Raw genomic sequence first — 17,152 nt, forward strand, 5'->3', positions numbered from 1 at the left:
TTTTAGTGGACGCGGCGGGCGCGTCGAAAAAGGGCCGCCCCGGGAAGGGGCGGCCCGAAAGGCGCCTTTAGGCGGCCATGCCGATCTTCATGATCTGCGGCAGATACGCGATATGCATATCCCAGCCGACGAAGCCCGGCTTGGCGTGACGATAGATCGTGCGCCAGTAAGGCTGGATCGTGACACCCTCGTCGGTCATGATCTCCTGCAGCTTGGCCATGACCTCGCGGCGGGCATCTGCATCGGCGATGGAATTCGCCTCTGCCAGCAGGGTGTCGAACTCCTCGTTCGAGAACGCGGCCTCGTTCCATGCCTCGCCTGAACGATAGGCCAGACCAAGGATCTGGGTGCCCAGCGGACGGTGGTTCCAGTTGGTCGACGAGAACGGATATTTCGTCCAGTCGTTCCAGAAGGTCGAACCGGGGATGATCGTCCGCTTCACGTTGAAGCCAGCGTCACGCAGCTGTGCCGCGACCGCATCGGTCGTGTTCTTGCGCCAGTCGTCGTCGATCGACACGATTTCCATTTCGAAGTCGGCCATGCCGGCTTCGGTCAGCAGCGCAAGGGCCGCCTCCGGATCGTGACCCAGGCCGGGCACGTCGGCCCATTCGGGGTGCATCGGACCCACGTGCTGGTTGCGGGCGGTTTCGCCGCGACCGGCATAGCCAAGCTCCAGCAGGACGTTGTTGTCGATGGCCATGTTGATCGCCTGACGCACACGCTTGTCGGCGTAGGGCTTCATGCCGTCGACTTCGGCTTCTTGGTTCGGACGGATCACGATGGTGGCGGCAGAGGCCACTTCGGACCGCTCCCAGCCGATGCCTTCGAAGATATCGACGAAGTCGCCGACGGTCTCGTAGGTCATGTCGACCTCGTCGGCGGCAGCAGCGGCGACCCATGCGGATGGATCGGTGCCGTAGTCGATGAACTCGATCCGGTCGAGATAGGCGCCCTCTCCGGCGGCATAACCCCACCAGTCGTGGTCTTCGTTGCGCACGACGACACCTTTCACGCCGACCTCAAGCGATTCGGGCTTGTAGGGGCCGGTGCCGATCGGATTGTCGAGCATGGTGTCCGCGTTGAACCCGGCCGGCACGATCGCGGCAGGGTAGTCGGACATGCCCGCGATAAGCGTGATGTCGGAGGTCGGCAGGTTCAGCTTCACGGTGTGGTCGTCGACCACCTCGATCGCGCCGTCCAGTGCGGTGCCGGTGGCCTCGTCGATGAGAACGGCAAAGCGGCCCGCCATGGAGTTGCCCTCGACGTTCTTGTCGCACCAGCCGGTGATGTTGCGTGCCACGTCCTCGGCGGTGAAGTCGTCGCCGTTGTTCCACTTCACGCCCTGGCGGACGTTGAGCGTGTATTCGGTCGCATCGTCGTTGACCTCCCAGCTTTCCAGCAGGGACGGGTTGAACGAACCGTCGCTGTCGTAGCGCACGAGGTATTCCAGCCAGCCGGCGGTGAAGAACGCGATCTGCGTCCAGTCATAGGTGCGCGGGTCCTTGAGTGCGCGGACTTCCATCTGCATCCGCATGGTGCCGCCCTGTGCGGCGTGCGCTGCGGCCTGTGCCGGTGCGGCCCCGATCAGCCCGTAGGCGGCAGTGGCCGTCAGCCCCAGACCTGTGGCGCGTGCCATGAACTCGCGGCGGTCCATCAGACCCGCCTTGTGCTCTGCGGCATACATCATCGCCGCCGGATGGGCCGGCTTTTTCATCATGTGCGTCATTCGTCTCTCCCTGTGACACAAAAAATCGTTAGAGATCGCACCGCCTATGCCGCTGCATATTCGCATGTCTTGCATTGGTGGTGGCGTGTTTTCATCCCTCGAAGGCCACTAGCGCATGGATCGGGGGGGAAGGTCAATTGAAGGAATCGACTCTTGAGGTCATTTTGCGACATTTATTGTGCCGCAAACAGTCAATGTTCGGATTCATGAAACGTTGTGTTCGTATTTTACGAAAATGCCGTGTTTGTGCGACTCAAAGCGCCTTGGGCGCGAAACTGCGACGGCGTCTGCCCCGCCAGCGCCTGAAAACTGCGCGTGAAATAGGCCGCCGACTGAAAGCCGAGCGCCGCGGCGATGTCCTGCACCGGGGTCCGGGTGTCCCGCAGCATCATGCAGGCCTCGTAATGGCGGCGGTCGCGCAGCAGCGTCAACGCGGATTTCCCGCACGACTGCTTGCAGCACCGCGTCAGGTGGGTCGGTGTGACGCCGAGCGCGGCGGCATAGGCCGCGACGTTCCTGGGCGTGCGGTAGTCCCGTTCGATCAGGTCGCTGTAGGCCGCGACCAGCCGGGCGGCGGTGGTTTCGGTGCGCACGGTGTTCGGGTCCACCGGCTGCAGGTCGACCTGCCGTTCAAAGAACACAGACAGGATGCCCAGATGATAAAGAGCGGCGCGCGTATGCCCGTGCCGCTGCGACTTGATCTCGCGCTCCAGCCCCTCGAACAGCGCCGTCGCCTCGCTTTGGGTCGTCACATCGCGCAGGCGCAGATGCACCGGCGCATCCGGCCATTCGGGCGCCATGGCGGCGGGAATGGTCAGCATCTGCCCCACGACGGTCGGGCCGACCTCGAAACCGTACATGACATGGGCGGGGATGAAGATCAGGTTGTTGGGTCCATAGCCGCGGGTCAGCCCGGCCACGGTGATCCGCCCCTGTCCCTTGGTCATGTGGATCAGCCGGGGTGTGGCATGGCTGCGCATCGCCTCGGTCCGCCAGCGCCCGCCCTGTTTGTTGAAGGCGATACCCGTCAGCGACAGATGCGTCGCAAGATGTTCGCTGGCTGGTTCAGGCATGGCGCGGATGTCCCCGGGTCGATCAATATGTCGGATACGTGCAAGCGTATTGGAGATTTGGGGTCGGACAATGGTGATTTCAGGGCAAAAAACACAATTCTGTGGATAGATCTGTGGATGAAACCGGCAATCGGTGCCAATCGCCCATCCGCGCGCGGAACCATGTCCGCTGCCGCTTGGCGTATTGCCGGGTGCGGATGATGACCGTTTCGCGTACCTGCGGCAACGAAATCTCTCCGCGCACCTGCGCGATCATCTCCGCCGCACCGATGGTCCTGGATGCCGGATCGGATGGGGTCCAGTGCGGCAGCATCGCCGCGGCCTCGTCCAGCACACCGGCTTCCAGCATCAAGTCGAACCGCTGTGCGATACGCGGGGTCAGCCAGTCCTTGGGTGCGTCCAGCACGATGCAGGTCGCGTCGGCGCATGGCAGAAGAGGTGGCGCGTTCGTGGTCTGCCATTGTGCCAGCCCGCGCCCCGTATGGGTCAGCACCTCCCACGCGCGTTGCACACGCGCACGGTTGTGCAGGTCGATGCCGTCGCGCGTCACCGGGTCCAGCCCCGCGATCAGATCGGGCAGGGGCAGGGCGTCGGCGCGCACCCGCACCTCAGCAGGGACAGGCGGGATCGGCGACAGACCTTCGGTCAGCGCCGTCAGGTAAAGCCCCGTGCCGCCGACGATGATCGGCCGGGCGTCACCGCGCAGGATCGGTGCCACGTCCTCCAGCCATTGCCCGACGGAATAGGCATGATCCGGCGGCAGATGGCCATAAAGCAGATGCGGTGCGGCTGCGCGATCCTCCGCAGGCGGTTGCGCGGACAGGATCGGCCAGCCCCGGTAGGCCTGCAGCGCGTCGGCATTCACGATGACGCCGCCCTGCGTCGCGGCGATTTTCAACGCCAGCGCGGACTTGCCCGAGGCCGTGGGCCCGGCGATCACGACAGGGCGATCAGGGTGGAGTTCGATCATACCCGCACCTGTGCCATGTTTGCCATTCACCGGTAAAGGGCTGCCCACCGCCGATGCTGCCCGTTTCCCGGATCGCGGATTGTATCCGGGTCCGATTTGGGACACTTTGCCGCCAAATCATTCAATACATCGAAGGGGCCGACCATGGGCGAGACCGACAAGACAGCATACAAGCGCGTGATGCTGAAAATCTCGGGCGAGGCGCTGATGGGGGATACCTCCTTCGGTCTGCACCCGCCCACCGTCGCCCGCGTCGCCCGCGAGGTGAAGACGGTGCACGACATGGGCGTCGAGATCTGCATGGTGATCGGCGGCGGCAATATCTTTCGCGGCTTGCAGGGCTCCGCCCAGGGGATGGAACGCACGACCGCTGACTACATGGGGATGCTGGCCACCGTGATGAACGCGCTGGCGATGCAATCGGCGCTGGAGGAGTTGGGCATCCATACCCGCGTCATTTCCGCGATCACGATGAACGAGGTGGCGGAGCCCTATATCCGCAGGCGGGCCGTGCGCCACTTGGAAAAGAAGCGCGTCTGCATCTTTGCCGCAGGCACCGGCAACCCGTATTTCACCACCGATACCGCCGCGACCCTGCGCGCCAACGAAATGAACTGCGAGGCGATCCTGAAAGGTACGAAGGTCGACGGCGTTTACGACAAGGACCCCGCCAAACACGCCGACGCGGTGCGCTATGACAAGATCAGCTATGACGAGGTGTTGCAAAAGCATCTGGGCGTGATGGACGCCAGCGCCATCGCATTGGCCCGCGACAATCATCTGCCGATCGTGGTGTTTTCGCTCGACGAACCCGGCGGCTTTCGCGGGATTCTGGCGGGCGAGGGGACCTATACCATCGTGCACGACTGACGCATCCGTGCCGCAGTCGGGCCCAAATAGGGCAAGAACCCGCCGGTTTGCACAAAATCTGCTAAAATCCCCTGCATGGGCCACTCTATACAGGTCACAAGAATTGACGTAAGAGTAGCCGAACAAAGGGTAAAAGACCCGGCAAAGACAATAACGGGGTCCACCCCTCTGGAAGAGCATATCTATGGCTGACGATTTTGAACTCGATACCGACGACCTTGGCCGCCGCATGGACGGGGCCATCGCGAACCTGCGCGTTGAACTGGCTTCGCTGCGCACCGGCCGTGCCTCCGGCTCCATGCTGGAACCGGTGATGGTCGATGCCTACGGCAGCCCGACGCCGATCAACCAGGTCGGCACCGTGAACGTGCCGGAACCGCGGATGGTCACGATCAACGTCTGGGACAAGGGCCTTGTGGGCAAGGTCGAGAAGGCGATCCGCGAAAGCGGGCTTGGCATCAACCCGCAGCTGAACGGCACGATCATCATGCTGCCGATCCCGGAGTTGAACGAAGAGCGCCGCCGAGAGTTGTCCAAGGTGGCCGGCAACTATGCCGAGGGGGCCCGGGTGTCGATCCGCAACCTGCGCCGCGACGGTATGGACAAGATCAAGAAGGCAAAGTCGGACGGGCTGTCCGAGGACGATCAGAAATTCTGGGAACAGGCGGTGCAGGAACTGACCGACGAGCACATTAAGTTGGTCGATCAAACGCTTGAAACAAAACAAGAAGAGATCATGCAGGTCTGATTGGGCCGCGGGCGTGACAATGGCTGACCCGAGGGTCGGTGCAATAAAGGGGGCCGATATGGCCAAGGATCTGGCAGACGACGGCGCCCGTAACGGCCCGAACCATGTGGCCGTCATCATGGATGGCAACGGACGCTGGGCGCAGCAGCGCGGACGGCCGCGCCTTGTCGGCCACCACGCCGGGGCCAAGCGGGTGCGCGAGATCGTGAATGCCTGCCCCGATCTGGGCGTGAAATACCTGACGATATTCGCCTTTTCGACCGAGAACTGGAAGCGGACCCAGACCGAGGTTGCTGGGCTCATGCGCCTGTTCCGCCGCTATATCGAGCGCGAGGCGCGCGACCTTCTGCGCGAGGGTGTGCGAGTGCGTTTCATCGGCGACCGGATGAAGCTGGACGACAAGCTCGTATCCCTGATGGACAATTTGGAACTGCTGACCGCCGGCAACGACCGGGTACATCTGACGATTGCCCTGAACTACGGCGGCCGTGACGAGGTGACGCGCGCGGCGCAGCGTCTGGCCTACGAGGTCGAACAGGGGCGCCTGTCCTACAAGGACGTCGATGCCGAGACCCTGTCGAAATTCCTCGATACCCACGTCCTGCCGGACCCGGATCTGGTGATCCGCACCAGTGGCGAGGCGCGGATTTCCAACTTCCTGCTCTGGCAGTCCGCCTATGCGGAATATGAATTCGTCGATACGCTCTGGCCGGATTTCACCGCCGGCGAATTCGCGCGGATCGTCGGGCGCTATGGCGTGCGCGAGCGTCGGTTCGGTGCGGTCCTCGCCTGACCATGACGGACCTGCCCAAAGACCCCACGAAATGGGATGATCTGACCGTTCGGATGTTGTCGGGCGGTGCGATGTTCGTGATCGGTGCACTCGGGGTCATTGCGGGCGGCGTCTGGTTCCAGATGATGGTCGTGTTCGTAACCGCCGTGATGATCTGGGAACTCTGGATGATGATCTCGCCCGAGCGGGCGACATCGGGCATGTTGCTGGCGGCGCTCTGTGCCTCGGTCCTGTCGGGGCAGTTGCTGGACGAAACCTTTATCGGTCTTTTGCTGTTTCTTGTCGTTCCGATCATCGGCGCGGTTACCGTGCGGCATGAAAAACCGACCTTCTTCGCCTTCGCCCTCGGTATCCAGGTCGCGGGTCTCGGACTGGTGGAATTTCGCGAGGACTATGGCTTCACCTGGATTTTGTGGGTCATGCTGGTCGTGATCGCCACGGATGTGTTCGGCTATTTCGCGGGCAAGGCGATGGGCGGGCCGAAATTCTGGCCCAAGGTCAGCCCCAAAAAGACCTGGAGCGGCACTGTCGCGGGCTGGGTCGCGGCGGGCGTCGTCGGTCTGTTCTTCACCTTCTTCACCAATGCCGGCCTGACCATCGTGCTGATCTCGATGGCGCTGAGTTTTGCGGGCCAGATGGGCGATATCGCGGAAAGCGCGCTGAAACGGCGGATGAAGGTCAAGGACAGTTCGGCCCTGATCCCCGGTCACGGTGGTCTGTTCGATCGCTTTGACGCGCTGCTCGGGGCGTCGCTCTTCATGCTGCTCGTGGCACGCGCCTTCAACGTGCCCGGGGTCGCCTTTTGAGGCGGATAAGCGTGCTTGGCGCGACCGGATCGGTTGGCCAAAGCACGCTCGACCTGATCCACCGCGCGCCTGAAAACTACGATGTCGTGGCGCTGACCGGGGGACGCAACGTCGATCAACTTGCCAAGGATGCCATAGCGTTACGGGCCGATGTTGCAGTTGTTTCCGATGTCGCGTGCTACCCGGCGCTGAAAGACGCGCTGGCCGGAACCGGGATCGCCGCCGCCGCGGGCGCGGAGGCGATTGCAGAGGCGGCCGCACGCCCTGCGGACTGGATCATGTCGGCTATCGTCGGCGCTGCCGGGCTGGCACCCGGTTGGCGCGCGCTGGAGCAGGGCATGACGCTGGCGCTGGCCAACAAGGAATCGCTGGTCACAGCGGGGCCGATCCTGATGGATCACGCCCGCGCCCACGGGGCGACGATCCTGCCGGTGGACAGCGAACACTCCGCCGTCTTTCAGGCATTGGCCGGAGAGGACATCGCCGCGGTCGAGCGGGTGATCATCACCGCCTCGGGCGGCGCGTTCCGGGACTGGCCGCTGGAAAAGCTGGCGGACGCGACATTGGCAGAGGCGTCCAGCCATCCGAATTGGGACATGGGCCAGCGGATCACGATCGATTCCGCCTCCATGTTCAACAAGGCGATGGAACTGATCGAAACGAAAGAATTTTTCGGCATCGACCGTGAGCGGATCGAAACCATCATCCATCCCGAAAGCCTGATTCACGCACTGGTAGGATTTCGCGACGGCGCGCTGATGGCGCACGTCGGGCCGCCCGATATGCGCCACGCCATCGGCTATGCGCTGCACTGGCCCGACCGGGCCGACCTGCCGGTGGAGCGGCTCGACCTTGCCAAGATAGGTGCGTTCACCTTCAGCGCCCCGGACATGGCCCGTTATCCCGCACTCGCCATCGCACAGGATGTGATGGCCGAAGGCGGGCTTGCCGGTGCCGTGTTCAACGCTGCCAAGGAGGCGGCGCTCGACGGCTTCATCGCCGGGCGCATCGGATTTACCGACATGGCGCGCGTGGTCGAAATGACACGCGACACGATGTCGGCCAAGGATGGGCTGCAAAATGTCCAAATGACGCTAGATAGTGTGATGCAGACCGATCAGCTTGCCCGCAGGCGCGCGGACGAAGTCATCACAACGCTGGGATAACGCATTGGACCTGACACAGATTCTACCGGCCCTGAGCGGGACCGCGTTCACCATCCTGTTTTTCGTGATCGCCCTGTCGGTGATCGTGGCGATCCATGAATACGGGCATTACATCGTCGGGCGCTGGTGCGGCATCCATGCCGAGGTGTTCAGCATCGGGTTTGGTCCGGTCCTGACGAGCAAGGTCGACCGGCACGGCACGAAATGGCAGATCGCGGCCTATCCCTTCGGCGGCTATGTCAAGTTTCTGGGCGATGCAAATGCCGCATCGGTCGGTGGCGATGCCGACCTGCCGATGGTCAACCCGCGTCGCACGATGTTGGGCGCGCCGCTTTGGGCGCGCACGCTGACGGTCGCGGCGGGACCTGTGTTCAACTTCATCCTCGCGATCCTGATTTTCGCCGGTTACCTGATGGTGCAGGGCAAACCGGTGGAGCCGCTGACCTTCGGCAGCTTCCGCGATGTACCGGCCTCCAAGGCGGATCTGTTCGTCACGGACCTGCAACCCGGTGACGTGATCGTCACCATCGGCGGCTATCCGGTGGACGGCCCTGACGATCAGGGGTCGGCCATCGACCGGCTGGAGCCTGCGGCGCGCGTCGATTACGGCATCCTGCGCGACGGACAGGCGATGACGGTGGAAGGCCCGTTCCCGATCCTGCCGATGGTGGACAGTATTCAACCGCGGTCTGCCGCCGACGATGCCGGTCTGAAAATCGGCGATCTGATCACCGCAGTGGACGGCGCGCCCATCGTGTCGTTCGCCGAACTGGTGGCGGCCAAGGATGCCGCGGGCGATCAGCCGATGACCCTGACCGTGCAGCGCGACACGACGGAACTGACCATCGACGTCGCACCGCGCCGTGTCGACCTGCCCAATGCAGAGGGCGGTTTCGACACCGTCTATCTGATCGGGGTGACCGGCGCGCTGTTCTTCGACCACGCGACGGAGCCGGTGGGTCTGTTCACCGCGCTCAAGGAAGGCACGCAACAGCTGTGGTGGCGGATCACCACGTCGCTGTCGGGGCTGTGGCATATCTTTTCGGGTGCGATCTCGACCTGCAATCTGTCGGGGCCTGTCGGCATCGCCCAGGCCTCGGGGTCGATGGCCAGCCAGGGCACGGGCAGTTTCGTTCTGTTCATCGGTATCCTGTCGGCCGCGGTCGGCCTGCTGAACCTGTTTCCGATCCCGATTCTGGATGGCGGACATCTTGTATTCTTTGCCTATGAGGCCGTCACCCGGCGCAAGCCGAGCGATGCGGCGCTCAAGTTTCTGATGGCTGGGGGGCTGGCGATGATCGGAACGCTGATGATCTTTGCCCTGCTCAACGATCTGGTGCTCTGCCCCTGAGACGTCACGCAGGCGACACGATTTCGACACATTTGCCGGCTATTTTCTCTGCAATCGCAAAGGAGGCTCTTATGCAGGCCATTGCCCAAGGTTATCGCGGTCTGACGGTTCTTGTCGAACTGAACCTCGACCGCATCATCACCACCGGGACGATCATCGTCTCGCTTTATGCCGCGTCCTACATCGCCTTGATGTAGGCGGTTTTCCGCGCACAACATATGCTGTCAGGCACGCCGCTCGTGGCGTGCTTCTTCGTTTTGACAACCCCGCCCCGAATGAGTAGTCACTTACCCAGTGGGATGTCAGAGCAGGCGATAAGAAATGATCCGTATTCTGGGGCGCGGTGTGCGATGTGTGGCGGCAATGCGGGTCGTGGCATTCGCAATTTTTGTCAGCGGTATAAGCGGCTTGGCCGGGATGGCCGAGGCACAGAACTTCACCTTCAACAACGTCAATATCGAAGGTAACCAGCGGGTTGCCGACGGCACCATCCTCACGTTCGCCGGAATCAGCCGGGGCGAGACGTTGACTGCGGGCGAATTGAACGATGCGGCGCAGAATATCAGGAACTCCGGCCTGTTCGAATCCGTCGACGTGGTGCCACAGGGCGGCACGCTGAATATCCGGGTCGTCGAATTCCCCACCATTTTCCGCGTCAACGTCGAAGGCAACTCCGACATTCGCGATGCCGAATTGCTGGCGGCGGTGCAGTCGCAGCCGCGCCGGGTCTACAGCCCCGCCCAGGCCGAACGTGACGTGGCCGCCATCACCGAAGTCTACGCCAGCCAGGGCCGGATCAACGCCAGCGTCACCCCGCGTATCATCGAACGGTCGGACAACCGCGTCGACCTGATTTTCGAGGTAAACGAGGCTGGCGTGACCGAGATCGAACGGATCAGCTTCATCGGCAACCGCAGCTATTCCGAAGGGCGCCTGCGCCGGGTGCTGGAAACCAAGCAGGCGGGCATCCTGCGGTCGATCATCACCGCCGATACCTTCGTGGCCGACCGGATCGCGTTCGACCGGCGCGTGCTGACCGATTTTTACAATGCACGCGGCTATGCCGATTTCGTCGTGCAGAACGTGGATGTGGCGCTGACCCGCGAGCGCGACGCCTATCTGATCACGTTCAACGTGCAGGAAGGCCAGCAGTTCACATTCGGCAACGTCACCCTGACCAATACCGTGCCGGGCGTGGACGAGACGCTGTTCCGCTCTGCCTTGCGCACGTCGCCGGGCGACACCTATAGCCCGACCACGATCGAGACCGATATCGCGCGGTTGGAGCGGCTGGCGATCCAGCAGGGCATCCGGTTCCTGCAGGTCGAACCCCGGATCACCCGTGACGACCGCAACCTGCGCCTGAACGTCGAATTTGCGCTGGTGCCGGGTGAGCGTATTTTCGTGGAACGGATCGACATCGAGGGCAACAGCACCACGCTGGACCGCGTGATCCGCAACCAGTTCCGCACAGTCGAGGGTGACCCGTTCAACCCGCGCGAAATCCGTGAAAGCGCGGAACGTATTCGCGCGCTCGGGTTTTTTGGCGACGCCCAGGTGGAAGCCCGCGAGGGAACGCGCCCCGATCAGGTGATCATCGACGTCGATGTGGAGGAAGCCCCGACCGGGTCGCTGTCCTTCGGGGCCAATTTCGATACCGACAACGGCTTCGGGCTTGTGGCAAGCTATAAGCAGCGTAATTTCCTCGGCCGTGGGCAAAACCTGAACTTCCAGCTGTCCACGGCGGAAAGCAACCGCCTGCTGACCTTTGATTTCACGGAGCCACAGTTTCTGGACCGGGATCTGCGCGCCGGCTTCAGCCTGGCGTATCGGACGACCGACAACCAGAACGCCCTTTACGATACCGAGACCTTCCGGTTCAGCCCGTCGCTGAACTTCCCTGTTAGCGAGAACGGGCGTCTGACGGTGTTCTACGCCGCCGAATTCACGGACCTGACGGACGTGCAGACCGATTCGTCGCTGATCATCCAGAACGAGGCCGACGCAGGCGGGGTCTGGGCCAATTCGCTGGGCTTCACCTACAGCTATGATACACGCCGCACGGGGCTCGATCCGAACTCCGGTGTGCTGCTGCGGTTCGGGCAGGAATACGGCTTTGGCGACAGCGATTTCATCAAGACGACTGCGCTCGCCTCGGCCGAGACCAAGGTGTTCAACGAAGAGATCACGCTGCGTGCCACGGTCGAGGGCGGGTTGCTGGACTATGACGGCAACGACAGCCGCGTGACGGACAGGTTCTTTCTGGGCAGCCGTCTGATGCGGGGCTTCCAGCCCGGCGGCATCGGCCCGCGTGATGCCGTGACCGACGACGCGCTTGGCGGCAATGCCTTCGCCGTGGCGCGGCTGGAGGCGGAATTCCCGCTGGGCCTGCCGGAGGAATACGGCATATCGGGCGGTGTTTTCGTCGACTACGGCTCGGTCTGGGACGTGGGCAACACCTTCGGGCAGGACGTGCTTTACAACGATTTCACCGGGCGCACGGTCGCAGGGATCGCGCTGTTCTGGGATACGCCGATCGGGCCGCTGCGGTTCAACTTCACCGAGGCGCTGGACGCGCAGGAGTTCGACCGGACCAAGGCGTTCGATATCACGATCTCGACCAGTTTCTGATGCGGCTGCCGCTGGTCTGGCTTGCGGCAGTGCTGAGTGCGGCACTTGCCGCACCGGTCGCCGCGCAGGAGGTCGAGCCAAAACAGACCCCGGTACTGATCATCGACAACGAGGTGCTTTTCCTCAATTCGGACTACGGCAAACGCATCCTTGCAGAGCTCGATGCCGCCGCAGCCGAGGTGCAGGCCGAGAACGACCGTATCGTCGCGCAGCTTGTGGCGGAGGAAAGCAGCCTGACCGACCGGCGGCCCACGATGGACCCGGCGGCGTTCCGCGCGGAGGCTGCGGCCTTCGACGCCAAGGCACAGGAATTCCGGCGCGAGCGCGATCAGGCCCGCGATCAGCTTGTCGCGCGGCGCGCCAGCGAAAGGGCCGCGTTTTTCGACCGTGTGCATCCGATCATCGGTCGCCTGATGCTGGAGCGGAACGCGTCGGTGGTGCTGGATCGCCGCTCGGTTTTTCTGGCCTTCGGGTCCGCCGACATCACGCAGGACGCGATCGTGCTGGTCAACGACACCCTTGGCGACGGCACCCGGCCTGTCAGCCCCGACCCGCTGCCGGAGGGGACGACCCTGCCGGAGGTCACGCCGCCGGACCCCGGACAGGCCGATGACACGGGCGGGACGACAGCAAACGATCAATAGCGGTGCTTGCCGCCTGCGGGGGGAGTTGCTAGTCATCCCTGACGCCCGCCGCCCGTGCCGGACGGGTGCAGCAGCAAGCCAGAAGGGTCCCACATGACAGACGCCGCCACCCCGACCAGCGCCGATATCGCCCTGATCCAGCGGATCATTCCGCACCGGTATCCGTTTCTGCTGGTGGACCGTGTCCGCGATATCGACGGGATCAAATCCGCTGTCGGCATCAAGAACGTGACGATGAACGAACCGCATTTTCAGGGGCATTTCCCCGGCAACCCGATCATGCCCGGTGTCACCATCGTCGAGGCGATGGCGCAGACCGCCGCCGTCATGGTCGGCACCAGCCTTGGCCTGACCGATGGCAACCTCAACGTCTATTTCATGGCCATCGACGGCTGTAAGTTCCGCCGCATGGTGACGCCGGGGGACCAGTTGCTGATGCATCTCGAAACCACCCGCGGCAAGCCCGGTGGCAAGGTCTGGAAATTCCGCGGTGTCGCCACGGTCGACGGCGATATGGCCGCAGAGGCCGAATTCACCGCGATGATGGACCTCAAGGCTTGAGCGACATTCATCCCTCGGCCGTGATCGCGCAGGGCGCGGTGATCGGCACCGGTTGCAGCGTCGGCCCGTTCTGCGTGATCGGCCCGCAGGTCGTGCTGGGCGAAGGTGTCACGCTGAAAAGCCACGTCGTGATCGACGGAGACACCCATGTGGGCGACGGGACCACCGTCTTTTCCTTTGCGGTGCTGGGGGAAATCCCGCAGGACCTGAAATTCGGGGGTGAGCATACGCGCCTGCGGATCGGTGCGCGCAACCGTATCCGCGAGCATGTGACGATGAACACCGGCACGGCAGGCGGTGGCGGCGAAACCAGAATCGGCGACGATTGCCTGTTCATGGCCGGATGCCACATCGCCCATGATACGCGGATCGGGAACAAGGTCGTCATCGTCAACTCCACCGCCATCGCGGGGCACTGCGACATCGCGGACGATGTGATCGTCGGCGGACTCTGCGGTGTGCACCAGTTCGTGCGGATCGGGCAGGGTGCCATCATCGGTGCGCTGTCCATGGTCACCCATGACGTGATCCCGCATGGCCTCGTCATGGGGCCGCGCGGAGAGTTGGACGGGCTGAACCTTGTCGGGCTCAAGCGCAAGGGCGTGTCGCGGGGTGATATCACCGCCCTGCGCGCCGCCTTCCAGACGCTGCGTGACGGCGAGGGCACGTTCCACGACCGGGCCGAGCGGCTGCAGTCCGACACCGAGAGCGATTATGTGCAGCAGATGGTCCGCTTCGTCATGGGCGAGAGCGACCGCGGTTTCCTGACGCCGAAATGACGCTCGCGCTGATCGCAGGCACCGGCGGCTTGCCGACAGCACTGGTGGCACGGCTGCCGACGCCGCCCTTTGTTTGCGCCATGGAAGGCTTTGCGCCCGACATCGGCGTCGATCTCACGTTCCGCATCGAACATCTGGGCACGCTGATCGACACGTTGCGCAATATCGGCGTGACGGAGGTCTGTCTGGCCGGTGCTGTCCGGCGACCCAGGATCGACCCGCATGCGATAGATGCGGCCACCGCGCGCTATGTCCCCGAAATCAGTGCCGCAATCGCGCAGGGGGATGACGGTGCGTTGCGGATCGTCATGCGCCTTTTCGAACGCAACGGGCTGACGATCCGCGCCGCGCACGAGATCGCGCCCGACCTGTTGCCGCCTACGGGTATCGCCACCGCGTCGGTGCCACAGGATTGGCACACGGCGGACGCCCATGTGGGCGAAGCCTGCATCGCGGCACTGGGGGCGGCCGATCAGGGGCAGGCCTGTCTCGTGCGTGTGGGGCAGGTTGTGGCGGTCGAGGGGCCCGACGGGACAGAGGCGATGCTGCGTGGATTCCATGCGCCCTATGACGCCCCGATGGCCGACGATCCGCTGACGTTCCTGATGTATCTGGCGGGCAGTGCGGCGACGTCCCTGTCCGACTGGATCATGGATCACAAGGACGATCCGGTCACCGCCGATGACGGGATCCTGTTCAAGGCCCCGAAACCGGGGCAGGACCGCCGTGCCGATCTACCGCTGATCGGCCCGGACACCGCGATGCAGGCGGCAGAGGCCGGGCTGGCGGGGATCGTGATCGAGGCCGGGGGCGTCATGGTGCTGGACCTGCCCGCCGTGGTCGAGACGCTGGACGCACAGGGCATGTTCCTTTGGGTGCGCCCCACGGGGGCGGCATGAAGGTTTTCGTCATCGCGGGCGAGGTCAGCGGCGACAAGCTGGGCGGCGCGCTGATGGCGGGGCTTCGCGAACTGCGCCCGGATGTGGCGTTCGATGGTGTCGGCGGGCCGCTGATGCAGGCGCAGGGCCTTGTCAGCCGCTTTCCGATGGACGAGTTGAGCGTGATGGGGCTGGCCGAAATCCTGCCGAAGTATCGCGCATTGAAAGCGCGGATCAGGCAGATGGCGCAGGCGATCATAGACGAAAAGCCGGACATCCTCATCACCATCGACAGCCCGGATTTCTGCCTGCGTGTGGCGAAACTGGTGCGCGCGCAGGTGCGCATCCGCACCGTGCATTACGTGGCCCCGACGGTCTGGGCCTGGCGGCCGGGGCGCGCCGCGAAGATGGCGGGGCACGTGGATCACGTGCTGGCGCTCTTTCCATTCGAGCCGCCGCTGATGCGGGCGGCGGGGATGGACTGCGATTTCGTGGGGCATCCGGTGGTGGCAGAGCGGGTGGCGGACGAAGACGCGGCAAAGGCATTCCGCGCGCGCCACGGGATCGGTGACGCGCCCCTGATACTGGCGCTCCCGGGATCGCGGCGCGGGGAGGTCACGCGGCTGGCCGACCGCTTCGGCGCGGCGCTGGGGCAGGTGGCGGACAGGCACTCGGACATGCGTGTGGTGTTGCCTTGCGCCGCCCCGGTCGCGGCGCTCGTGCGCGAGGTGACGGCAGATTGGCCGCTCCGCCCGATACTGATCGACCCGGCGGAGGACGAAGACGGCGCGGACAAGCGCGCGGCGTTTCGTGCGGCGGATGTGGCGCTTGCGGCCTCCGGTACCGTGTCGCTGGAACTGGCGGCGAACGCCACACCCATGGTGATCGCCTATGATATGGCCCCGCTCAGCCGGTTCATCATCGCGCGGATGCTGCGGGTAGATACGGTGACTTTGGTCAATCTCGTGAGCGAGACACGGACGGTGCCGGAATTCATCGGCAAGGCCTGCCGGCCCGGCCCGATTGCCACGGCGCTGTCGGAGGTGCTGGCAAACCCGGAGGCGCAAAACGCCGCCATGGACACCACGATGGACAGGCTTGGGCGTGGCGGCGATGCGCCGGGGTTACGCGCGGCGCGCGCGGTGCTTGCCGGGTATCAGGCGACCGTCGAGGATGATCAGGCCAAGGGTTAACAGCGCGAATCCCGCGTAGGCACGCAGCGGCAGGTCTTCGCCCAGCACGACGGCCCCCAGCAGAATCGCCACCGGTGCGATCAATAGCGTGCAGATCATCAGGTTGCCGCTGCCCGCCATCGCCAGCACACGGTAGTAGAGCAGATAGGCGCAGGCGGTGGCGATCACCGCGTAGTAGGCGATCGCGGTCCAGGTTTGCGGGGCAAGGCTGAAATCGAACGGCCCTTCGAACACCCACGCCGCCGGGATCATCACGAGGCTCGACCCCGTCAGCATCCCCGCCGCAGCCACCTGCGGCGTCAGCCCGCGCAGCATCTTCCGCGCCCAGACGCCCGCCAGCGCATAGCTGACTGTGCCGCCGATCACCGCCAACTGCCCCAGCGAAAGCAGGTCGAAGGACGTGAGCGCGCCATAACCCACCGCCGTCACGACGCCTGCGAACCCCAGCGCGGTTCCGATGATCTTGCGCGGGGTCAGCCGTTCGTCTGCAAAGAAGATCGCGGCGGCGATGACGCCGAAAATCGCGGTGGCCGCGTTCAGAATAGAGGTCAGCCCGGTCGAGATATGCAGCTGCCCCCAGGCCATCAGCGAAAACGGGATCACGTTGTTCAGCGCGCCCATGACAAGGAAAGCGCCCCAGATGCGCGGATCGCGCGGCAGGGCCAGACGGCGCAGCGCGATATAGGCCCAGAGCACCAGCATCGCCCAGCCGGTGCGATGCGCCACGACCGTCAGCGGGCCGATTTCATTCAGTGCCACCCGGATCGACAGGAACGACGCACCCCAGATCAGCGAAAGCAGCAGCAACTCGCCCCAGGCGCGGGTGGACATGGTCATTTGCGGTGTCATGATCGCAGATGACGCGGGAACGTGCCCGGGTGCAATCCGTTTCCTGCGGGTGCAGCAAGATCAAAGGGCCAAAACGAAAAAGCCCCGCGACGTGCGGGGCTTTCCTTTAAGTGT

The 17,152-nt window shown here is 64.0% G+C and carries 17 protein-coding genes; 13 read left to right on the plus strand and 4 right to left on the minus strand.

From position 1 onward, the window contains the following. Positions 1–67: 67 nt before the first annotated feature. The 3 genes from AC04PH_RS08660 to miaA form a co-directional block, all read right to left on the minus strand. A complete protein-coding gene (locus tag AC04PH_RS08660) occupies positions 68–1,726 on the minus strand; it encodes an ABC transporter substrate-binding protein (protein ID WP_483065342.1) in 1,659 nt (552 codons plus the stop codon). A 227-nt stretch (positions 1,727–1,953) separates the two neighbouring features. Further along, positions 1,954–2,799 (minus strand): helix-turn-helix transcriptional regulator, encoded by an 846-nt coding sequence (locus tag AC04PH_RS08665; protein WP_483065343.1) that lies wholly within the window; start codon positions 2,797–2,799, stop codon positions 1,954–1,956. Between the two features lie 79 nt (positions 2,800–2,878). Then, on the minus strand, positions 2,879–3,769 hold the full coding sequence (miaA, locus tag AC04PH_RS08670; RefSeq protein WP_483065344.1) for a tRNA (adenosine(37)-N6)-dimethylallyltransferase MiaA: 891 nt from the start codon (positions 3,767–3,769) through the stop codon (positions 2,879–2,881). Between the two features lie 144 nt (positions 3,770–3,913). On the opposite strand from miaA, the gene pyrH reads away from it, so the two are divergent. From pyrH to lpxB, 13 genes are all read left to right on the plus strand, one after another. Next, complete coding sequence (gene pyrH, locus AC04PH_RS08675; RefSeq protein WP_483065345.1) at positions 3,914–4,639, plus strand: UMP kinase; 726 nt, start codon at positions 3,914–3,916, stop codon at positions 4,637–4,639. Positions 4,640–4,823: 184 nt separating this feature from the next. Beyond that, positions 4,824–5,387, plus strand: coding sequence for a ribosome recycling factor (gene frr, locus AC04PH_RS08680; RefSeq protein ID WP_483065346.1), 564 nt, complete (start codon positions 4,824–4,826; stop codon positions 5,385–5,387). Between the two features lie 58 nt (positions 5,388–5,445). Then, on the plus strand, positions 5,446–6,180 hold the full coding sequence (uppS, locus tag AC04PH_RS08685) for a polyprenyl diphosphate synthase (RefSeq protein WP_483065347.1): 735 nt from the start codon (positions 5,446–5,448) through the stop codon (positions 6,178–6,180). Between the two features lie 2 nt (positions 6,181–6,182). Continuing rightward, entirely contained in the window at positions 6,183–6,986 is an 804-nt protein-coding gene (locus AC04PH_RS08690) for a phosphatidate cytidylyltransferase (RefSeq protein WP_483065348.1), read from the plus strand. Further along, complete coding sequence (gene dxr / locus AC04PH_RS08695) at positions 6,983–8,152, plus strand: 1-deoxy-D-xylulose-5-phosphate reductoisomerase (protein WP_483065349.1); 1,170 nt, start codon at positions 6,983–6,985, stop codon at positions 8,150–8,152. Before AC04PH_RS08690 ends, dxr begins: the two co-directional genes overlap by 4 nt. A 4-nt stretch (positions 8,153–8,156) precedes the next feature. After that, positions 8,157–9,503: an RIP metalloprotease RseP gene (gene rseP / locus AC04PH_RS08700; RefSeq protein ID WP_483065350.1), complete on the plus strand. Its 1,347-nt coding sequence runs from the start codon at positions 8,157–8,159 to the stop codon at positions 9,501–9,503. Between the two features lie 71 nt (positions 9,504–9,574). Beyond that, complete coding sequence (locus tag AC04PH_RS08705) at positions 9,575–9,700, plus strand: hypothetical protein (RefSeq protein WP_483065351.1); 126 nt, start codon at positions 9,575–9,577, stop codon at positions 9,698–9,700. A 124-nt stretch (positions 9,701–9,824) separates the two neighbouring features. After that, positions 9,825–12,134, plus strand: coding sequence for an outer membrane protein assembly factor BamA (gene bamA, locus AC04PH_RS08710; RefSeq protein ID WP_483065352.1), 2,310 nt, complete (start codon positions 9,825–9,827; stop codon positions 12,132–12,134). Then, positions 12,134–12,778 (plus strand): OmpH/Skp family outer membrane protein, encoded by a 645-nt coding sequence (locus AC04PH_RS08715; protein WP_483065353.1) that lies wholly within the window; start codon positions 12,134–12,136, stop codon positions 12,776–12,778. Before bamA ends, AC04PH_RS08715 begins: the two co-directional genes overlap by 1 nt. 93 nt (positions 12,779–12,871) lie before the next feature. Next, the gene (gene fabZ, locus AC04PH_RS08720; protein ID WP_483065354.1) at positions 12,872–13,339 is read left to right on the plus strand and encodes a 3-hydroxyacyl-ACP dehydratase FabZ; all 468 of its coding nucleotides are present in this window, start codon (positions 12,872–12,874) and stop codon (positions 13,337–13,339) included. Then, positions 13,336–14,118 carry an acyl-ACP--UDP-N-acetylglucosamine O-acyltransferase gene (gene lpxA, locus AC04PH_RS08725; protein ID WP_483065355.1) on the plus strand — a complete coding sequence of 261 codons (783 nt, stop codon included), beginning with the start codon at positions 13,336–13,338 and terminating at the stop codon, positions 14,116–14,118. Before fabZ ends, lpxA begins: the two co-directional genes overlap by 4 nt. After that, a complete protein-coding gene (locus AC04PH_RS08730) occupies positions 14,115–15,017 on the plus strand; it encodes an LpxI family protein (RefSeq protein ID WP_483065356.1) in 903 nt (300 codons plus the stop codon). Before lpxA ends, AC04PH_RS08730 begins: the two co-directional genes overlap by 4 nt. Continuing rightward, the gene (gene lpxB / locus AC04PH_RS08735) at positions 15,014–16,189 is read left to right on the plus strand and encodes a lipid-A-disaccharide synthase (RefSeq protein WP_483065357.1); all 1,176 of its coding nucleotides are present in this window, start codon (positions 15,014–15,016) and stop codon (positions 16,187–16,189) included. The genes AC04PH_RS08730 and lpxB overlap by 4 nt, the downstream gene beginning before the upstream one ends. Here lpxB and AC04PH_RS08740 read toward each other — a convergent pair. Next, positions 16,121–17,038 (minus strand): DMT family transporter, encoded by a 918-nt coding sequence (locus tag AC04PH_RS08740; protein WP_483065358.1) that lies wholly within the window; start codon positions 17,036–17,038, stop codon positions 16,121–16,123. The two genes, lpxB and AC04PH_RS08740, sit on opposite strands and share 69 nt — an antisense overlap. Positions 17,039–17,152: the final 114 nt, after the last annotated feature.

This window comes from Yoonia sp. KMU-150 (assembly GCF_056858355.1).